Genomic DNA, 8,310 nt, shown 5'->3' with positions numbered 1-8,310 from the left:
TGTTTTGACCAAAGTCCCATGTGTTCTCCCCAACCTTTCTCTTACTTTCATTTTAATGGGTTTGAGAGTTTACACAATATATTTTACAGACTCGAAAATGCGTATTCCGGGAACTTTGGACAGTGATTCCGATGATATCTGGACACGCATTCCGATAATTTTTGGACACTCGTAATTCCAGTTTATCCTAGCTATACTTGGATAATTAAAGAAAAAAAGTATTGCGCTAACGGGAAACTATAGCTCAGTACAGATAGAGGCAGCCGGGCTTGAAGACCGGCTGCTTCTGGTTAAGTTAACGGGCAGGATAGTTGAGAGACATATCCGAGTAATATTTCGTTAGGTCAGTAACATGGTATAATTATGATATCCATAAATTGGGGATAGACAAATATTATGTGACAGGAGGTCTCATCATTGCTTAGAGATTTTAGGAAAAATTATCAAGATTTTTTTCAGGCTGAACAAGCTGCTTTGTCAGAATATTTGATTCAGGCCGAAGTGGATTCAGATGTTATAAATGAAATTTTGGATTCAGGCTATTATCTGCAGGGAGATTATGTTCTTGAGGGATTTTACTATCGTTCAGGACAAATCTTAAAAAAACAATTTGTAGACATTATAAAACATGCGGAAAACGGGCAATTATCAGAAAAAACGCCCACATTTAAAATCAGATCGATATCTGATGCTATAAATATTCTCAGTACTGATCCTTATTATAGTCGGATAAACGATTATATTAGTTTTAGGGGTCAAAATAAGGAATTTACAACAAAAAGATCATTTCCTCATCCTATATTTAGTAATAAGGATGGTTTGGAAAGGTTGATTCTTCCTGGCCAATGGCGACAATATTTTAATGAAGGTGTAAATCCAAATTCAAGGCCGATGTCTACTGGTATTAGTCCATTGAGTCCACAGCACTTTCTTGCTGATGGACTATATTACTACGGCATCGATGTAGCAGATCTAAAACGAAAGAATATTGAACGCTATGGTTTCAATCATGGTCCCGGAGATGTAGAAGATTTTCCAGATCCAGAGAGTCAGGAATATGCAAAAAGGTATCGCTTGAAGCACAAACATGAAAGAGAAATTCCTTTAATTGAGCAACATTATGGTTATCCTACAGTTGGTTTGGATGTTACGTTTGATATCAAAACAGCTATCTTTTTTGCGACTCATAAATTTACCTTGAACAAGGAAACCTTAAAAGCGACTTTCCGTCCTATTGAAGGTAAATCGGAAGGTGTGCTTTATTTGTTTAGATTCTCTAACCCGAGTTTGAAAAAATCTGATCACCTAATTAATACTGTTCATGCCTTTCCGCATCTTCCTGCAATTAGACCTATCAAACAATCATGTTCCTTGCCATGTTTTCTTTCTAATTATATTAATGAAGCAGCTGCAAATATTATAGGGATTTTTGAAATTCAAGATAACTTTGACTTCACAGATTCGCTAAAACCACATGAACTCTTCCCTGACCCCGAGGAGGATCCATTTTATAAGGCTCTTTTGGAATTGAAGAGAAAGAATCCTGAATATTTTGAAGATATAGCTGAATATGATTTTTCACTTTAGCACTAAATCAATAAGGAATGCAAACACAAGCTGCATTCCTTATTGATTCTATAACTGGTGAATGCCTGCAGAGAGAGGTTAATAAGTCTAATAACAGCGGCGGTCCAAGACTTTATTTACCAAGTCTTGTTCTGCCGCTGTTTCTTTCAATGAATCAGTCTAAAACAAATTCTTCAAAAAGCTGAGTCATCCAATTAAAATTCCGTTAAATTACAACTCCAGTCTAATACTTTATTTTCTTCGAAAACGAGCATCTGGTGCTCCGAGCGATGGAAGCCCAACCGCAAGCATGCCTGGGTACCGGACGGTATCGACGACGGCGGATGCCTGGCTGCTGCAGGCACGAGCACCTGCTGATTCCGGATGGTTCCGGTTGTGGGCAGATATCCGGCTACTGCAGCCCCGCACTCCTGGTTTTCGCTGGGAGACACCGGAGCTGCCGGAATGGTCAGCCGCAGCATGCCCGGGCACCTGGTTGTCCTGAACATACTAACTGCGAGCGAATGGCCGGCTGCTGGCCCGCGTAGTTAGTGACTTCGGACGGTACCGGCGGTGGGCGGGTAGCCGACTACTGTAGCCCCGCACTCCTGGTTGTTTCTAAGAGACACCGGTGCCGCCGAAATGGTCAGCCGCAGTATGCCCCGCACTTGCTTGTCCTCCGGACAGCACCGGCGGCTGGTGGTTCCTCAGCTGCAGCAGCCCGGGTATCAGAAAAAAATAAAGTTTAAGACTGAAAAGTAAAGTATAAGACTCGGAAAATAAGTTTTAAACTGAGAAAATAAAATATTTCACAAATGATGCTTCAATACGTTAACGGGCAGTTTAGTTGAATATAAAATTGTTTGTAAACAGATGGAGCGACCGAGCCTAGGTTGAGTAGCGTAGCAGGTGAAACCCCTGCTTGGAAAGGTGAAAGCCACACTAGCAATAGCGAGTCTTGGAGCGGCAGTGGTAACTATGCCGTTTAAGCGTAGACAGCTAGGATGCAGGTCTGAAAGTAATTGAGCCCGAAAGGCAATCCACGGGAGGGTCGACGGGCTCACTTTCCCGAAAGACAACACGACTCCAAACGCAAAGGGTGAGAATGGAGAAGCCTCCCCGGGGTCGAAGAGCCAGGCATGTAGACCAATGGTTACTCAGCAACTCGGGAGACCCTGACGCTCTTCTGCGAGGGAAGTACTGTTTAGGAACTCCTGCAGGGGTATAGCAAACAAGCCGTAGAACGTAAGAATGCCAAAAGGCGGTCAGGGAGTCGGATTGCCGCATAATACCGGTGAACCCCCTGTAATGGGGGCGGAGGGAAGGCAGGCGACACAACGTCGATCTTGGTAAGGACACATTTACCGCATCCCGAGGCGGGAAAGAGTGGTAACGAAATGGCCAAGAATAGCAGAACATTGCGAAGGGTGAAGTGAAGAGCCGTATGCGTAAATTGTGCACGTACGGATCTGTGAGGGGTAGGGGCACAATCCACGATGGAGAGGCCCCGCCTACTCGACCCTCTTTTTATATAAGGTCTTGAAATGTTTTAATTCGAATTAAAGGAGAAATGTATTTTAAAATCGAAAAAGAAGTAATCTTAAACATGGAGGGGAAAGGATATGTTTAAATCAATTTTGAAAGTATTTAAATCTAATACCGGATATAACATAGCAGCAATTTGATTTTCAGTTTTTTCATTGTACTTAATCACATTAACATTACCTCTTGCTAAAGCAAACATTAATGAGTATATGGGGAATGCTAGAACGTTACTTTTAGCGGTAGGTGCTGGGTTTTTCGGTCTGCTAGGTTTCATTGTAGGAGGTTTTGCTATGACATCGGGAAAAATGACTGATACACTCAAAAATCAGGTAAACAAGTGGGATTATGATGAGTCCCTAGATGATAAGAATATTACTATTCAATTATTAATAAGAATTAATAAAATGTATTCTAATATACTTACTGCATTTCAAGCTACAATCACAGTAATCATTTTTAATATCATCGCTACTTTTATTTCATATATTATTACACTGATACCAAAAGAATTTAATATAATACTGTTTTGGTTATGCACTTCGTTGATTATGTATTCTTTTTATTTGGTTATTTTTTGTACCCTGAGTTTATTTAAGCTTAGTATGAAAACTTTATTAATAGATTTAATAGAAAACCGAAGTGAAATTAAAGGATTACTGAATGATTATTCATCGGAATTAGAAGCTCAGGAATTTCACCCAGAATTGAGGGAAATCGTTATGAATACTATTAAAAAGAAAAAAAGAAACTGAAAAAAGACCTTCTAAATCTCATTAAGAATAGTGCGTTTAGAATATGCTTACAACCAATAATAAAAAAGTAGAATGATCGATTAAGCTCTCTACTATGGCTAGGAGAGGAAAGTCGATAAGCTATGGTGCCTACGAGCCCATCCGTTAGTCTGACTCCAACGATCACGGTGCATCACAGATTGTCGCTCCTTATCGGGAAGCACTCATGGGAGATTAATCCCACTCTGATTGTTGCATCAGCCTCTTACCTAATTATTTGAGAGTTGGTGAAAAGTATACGTTTTGGAATAGATATGAGTATAAACTAAATTCAAGTTTTTATTAGACATAATGAATCCCCAATATTATCGTTATGCTTAGATTTAAGCATTAAGTATGGATACGAAAGGTGACGAAGTAGTTTGGATATATTTGAGTTATATAATGAATTTATTAAATTTGATGTGGCTAGCAAATTTTACATATCATTATTTGTAGCTTTAGTTCTTTTTCTATATAAGACATTTTTAAATATGTATTACGAGCATGAGAAACAATCTCAATCGCATAAAATCAAGGCAGGAGAAGTCATAGCTAAGTTAGATGCACAATTGATAATTTATTTGGGAAGTGATAAAGCCAGAGCAGATGAGGATAAACTAATTGAGAAGTTAGGAGAAGGTTATTTATATTTAAATCATAAGATAAGGAAGAAGATTAGACTATATTATGCTAATCGATCAGAAGCTGCTTTACTTACGCTTAGTAAAGTAATATCAGAGACCATAGACTCATATTGCCCTCCTAATGAAGAGAAACTTATAATTGAGCAGATTATGTCTTTTGTAGCTAGGCTACTTAAGCCGTTGGCTCCATTAATTGCAGTAATTATTACTTTATTAATTGCAATAATACACTATTCTCAGTTTGTAGAACTTGATTCTGTATGGGACAAAATCACTTTAACAATGAAATATGGATCTTTTATATTTTCTATAATGATTACTTTAGGGATACTGAATATTATTGTTGAAAGTTTTAAAGATCTTCGTAACCCTGGTTTCAGGTTTTGGTTATTGCTTTTTGGGGTAGTTGTAAGTCCAATTTTAATTCTTTTGTTGGATCAAAAACTCTTGTATATGTCTTTTTTTATACAAGTCATTCTATCCCTTATAATAGTACTAACCATATCATCTGAACGACAGCGAAGAGATTCATAGTATTTCCAGTGCAAATGGATCATTTTCAAGAAGAGAACTCTTTTAAAAATTTTTACGTTACATGATGAGGGGAACAGAGTATGGATTATTCGGATTATCTGCCTATTCTAAATAAAACTGCAGAAAGATATCGTGAAAAAGTACAGAATCTACTAAAGTATTGCGTAACTTGCCAACCGTATGATGGTGGTGATTATGTATGGATACATGGTGAAAAAACTACTGTTGATGATATTATGGATGGCATTAATTGTCCGGAAAAGTATCGTGATGATATTACCGAATATTTACATTGCCCTTACTGTGGCTCTTCTAGTATAGAGCGTTATGGAACGGTAGGAACAGAAGATAGGTATCGAATAGATGAAGGAAAGCGGTACAATCGGATTCTAAAACAATATGCTGATAATATAGAGGGATTTAGAAAGTATCTTGAAGACTATCCTTCTCTAGCACTTGATCATGCTATGGGGAAGAAGATTTATAAAGATATTGTTCAAAGAAAAGCTGAATCTGTAACCATCACGCCTCGTAAATGGTCTAGAGCAAGAGTTGTTGATCGACCGGATGTATTTGATTCTAAAGATTTGCATGCTCCTGGTATTGGCTTATCCAATGGCGGGAGATTTCACCATTCCGGACAAAGTGTACTTTATATCGCAGATAGTGAGGATTTAGCTATGGTCGAGACATTGCATAATCCCAACAATTCAGCATTAGTATGGTTGCAATCGTATACGCAAAAAGATAGTATAAGTGATATTTTGGATTTAAGACATGAGTGGGAGGAGATAGGTCAAAAAAATAGTGATGTTATGTATGCATTGCTTGCTTCCCGTTGTGTATTTGAGAAAGTCTTAGACAGAGCTAGCAAATGGAAACCGCAGTATTTTGTCACAACTTTTATAGCGGACTGTGCAAGAAAGGCAGGCTTTAAAGGGATTATATATTCATCCAGTCGTAAAACATACGGAAATAATCTGGTGTTATTTGATACTACTGAACCAGCTGTTTTAGCAGAAGGCCGTCCAAAAGTATATATCTATGAGCCAATTGCCTATCATGAATCGGATGATCTTACGAGTGTTTTTTGATGAATTTAGTAGGTCGAGGATTCTCATGATGCTAATTATGAATATTTTATATTGTACATAGTCGTTATTTCTTATAGGCAACCTACTATTTTTCCTCTTTTATTAAGGTTATTTTCTTCTTATCATTCTTCCCAAAAATTATTTCTCTCCCTTTCAATATTTTTCTATTAATTGACTACTTTAACCCCTACAGGTGTCATATAATTACAATATATGACACTTGGAGGGGTCAAAGTGAGTTATCAAGGTATGCGATGGTATAAATGTGATTTCCAAATGCAGACACCAGGCGATCATTATAATTGGTGTCCAGATGATCCTGCCTACTTGAAATACAGTGCAACACCTGAGGAGATGTCTTATTCCGCTGATATTTATCTAACACGTTGCCACGAAGTAGGATTAGAACTGATCTGTGTTACAGACCACAATTTTATTGGTAGAAATTATCTTGAAATGCTTCAGCAGAAGAATGAGAGTGTTGCTAGGAGATTAGGTAAAAATCCATTGATTATTCTACCAGGTTTTGAAATAGAAGTTTCCCAAGGGCTTGGTATTCATTTATTATGCATATTTAATTATGATAAGCCACTTCAAGATATTGATGATCTTGTAACTCAAATCGGCTTACCAAGAACAGCTCGGGTTCGTCATGGGAATATTGTACCCGTCGAGACCACTTTTGGTAAATTAGCTAGAATTGTTCAAGAGGAGCATCATGGAATCATTATTGCTGCGCACCCGACATCGGAAAGTGGTTTTTTGAACGACCGCTTTATCACTGAAAATTTCCAAAGAGAGATGTTTACAAATCCAACCCTACTGGCGATGGAGGTTCCTAGACCGCTGGATACACTATCAGCTAATTGGAGAAGATTAATCACAGCAGCACCAGAATGCCATCCTGATTGGAGACGTGAACGTAGAATAGCTGCAGTCATGTCTTCTGATGCTTATCGACTAACAGAAGGTGATAAAGGTTATATCGGGAAACGTACCACTTGGGTGAAAATGTCTAATCCTTGTGTTGACTCAGTAGTACAAGCATTTCTCGATTGTGACCGTATTAAACTACAGGATAATTCTCCTAATGAAGAGGTTATGCATGATAGAGTTATTTCTTTAACGATTGATAATTGCGCTTTCCTTAACAATCAAACTATTCATTTCTCACCTAATCTTAATTGCATTATAGGTGGAAGAGGAGCGGGTAAATCCTCTATATTAGAATACATAAAATTATGTTCAACGGATAAAGCGGATATAAAAGCAACAGAACAGCTTTCAAGAATACAAAATACGCTGTCCTCTGTTTCAAAAATACAATTAGTTTGGCAAAACAAACACGGGCTTGTAGACACCTTTGAATATAAAGACGGAACTCCTCAAGTAATTAGCAGGGAAGTAGCGGAACCATTAGCAGTATTCCGAAATTTAAATATCTCAGTTATTAGTCAAAGAGAGATCTCAAATATTGCTCAAGAACAGAGTTGCTTAACGGATCTTATTGATAATTTAACTGGGCCTCAACTTAAGAGAAAGAAGGAAGAAGAGACCGAGTTAATCTCAGAGATTACACGAGGGTATCAAAATGAGATTCGAATTGAACGTATCAAAAGTGAACGAAACCTTCTTCTCCAAGAAAGAGATGAGTTGAAGCGTCAATGGGATGCATTTGAAGCGGTGAAAGTAGAAAATGATAAAAAAGTTAAAGCAGCCCAAGCTGCTCGATATATAACTGAAATTCAAGAAGAAGTAATCAAAATTTCCGAACAACTAAACGGAATTGTGGAAATGTTTGAAACCGACTATGTAGAATTAACAAAACAAGACTGGACAGAAACATCCTATTTCGATCAATTAAATCTAGACATACGTGGAGCTAAATCTAATTTGAAAAGTCAGATCAACCAGGCACTGAAAGACTATGAATTAGCGATAAATAAATCTACTATTGAACATGATGATTGGAACGAAATTAAAACATCTATTAAAAAAACCGAATCTGATTTTTTGGATGCTTGTAAAGAACAGGGATTAAAACCAGATGAAATGGATAGATTATTCGATATAGAATCACAGATACAAGAAAAGGATATATTACTATATAGAACGCAATTAAGTTTATAACCTGATGAGGAGACGATCTATCGT

6 protein-coding genes are annotated in these 8,310 nt (G+C 37.5%); all 6 read left to right on the top strand.

The window, feature by feature from the left end:
* Nucleotides 1-417 precede the first annotated feature (417 nt).
* The 6 genes from AWJ19_RS05060 to AWJ19_RS05035 all read left to right on the top strand — a co-directional run bounded on the left by AWJ19_RS05060 (nucleotide 418) and on the right by AWJ19_RS05035 (nucleotide 8,286).
* Nucleotides 418-1,587 carry an FRG domain-containing protein gene (locus AWJ19_RS05060; protein WP_068721977.1) on the top strand — a complete coding sequence of 390 codons (1,170 nt, stop codon included), beginning with the start codon at nucleotides 418-420 and terminating at the stop codon, nucleotides 1,585-1,587.
* A gap of 289 nt (nucleotides 1,588-1,876) precedes the next feature.
* Nucleotides 1,877-2,071, top strand: a complete 195-nt coding sequence (locus AWJ19_RS34565) for a hypothetical protein (protein ID WP_128083500.1) — start codon at nucleotides 1,877-1,879, stop codon at nucleotides 2,069-2,071.
* Between the two features lie 1,249 nt (nucleotides 2,072-3,320).
* On the top strand, nucleotides 3,321-3,863 hold the full coding sequence (locus tag AWJ19_RS05050) for a hypothetical protein (RefSeq protein ID WP_128083499.1): 543 nt from the start codon (nucleotides 3,321-3,323) through the stop codon (nucleotides 3,861-3,863).
* A 401-nt stretch (nucleotides 3,864-4,264) separates the two neighbouring features.
* On the top strand, nucleotides 4,265-5,062 hold the full coding sequence (locus AWJ19_RS05045; protein WP_068721974.1) for a hypothetical protein: 798 nt from the start codon (nucleotides 4,265-4,267) through the stop codon (nucleotides 5,060-5,062).
* Nucleotides 5,063-5,142: 80 nt separating this feature from the next.
* Entirely contained in the window at nucleotides 5,143-6,156 is a 1,014-nt protein-coding gene (locus AWJ19_RS05040) for an RES family NAD+ phosphorylase (RefSeq protein ID WP_068721973.1), read from the top strand.
* A gap of 234 nt (nucleotides 6,157-6,390) precedes the next feature.
* A complete protein-coding gene (locus AWJ19_RS05035) occupies nucleotides 6,391-8,286 on the top strand; it encodes an AAA family ATPase (RefSeq protein WP_068721972.1) in 1,896 nt (631 codons plus the stop codon).
* The last annotated feature ends 24 nt before the right edge of the window (nucleotides 8,287-8,310 follow it).

Origin of the sequence: Paenibacillus sp. DMB5, assembly GCF_001517085.1 — a bacterium.
In the GTDB taxonomy this organism is placed as follows: domain Bacteria; phylum Bacillota; class Bacilli; order Paenibacillales; family Paenibacillaceae; genus Paenibacillus_AQ.
The sequence above is the reverse complement of the archived record's forward strand: the minus strand, read 5'-3'. Positions and strand labels throughout refer to the sequence as shown.

What these genes read in the sequence shown, in the direction of transcription:
- AWJ19_RS34565 (WP_128083500.1), top strand. Translation starts at nt 1,877, where the DNA reads ATGCCTGGGTACCGGACGGTATCGACGACGGCGGATGCCTGGCTGCTG.
- AWJ19_RS05050 (WP_128083499.1), top strand. Translation starts at nt 3,321, where the DNA reads ATGGGGAATGCTAGAACGTTACTTTTAGCGGTAGGTGCTGGGTTTTTC.
- AWJ19_RS05040 (WP_068721973.1), top strand. Translation starts at nt 5,143, where the DNA reads ATGGATTATTCGGATTATCTGCCTATTCTAAATAAAACTGCAGAAAGA.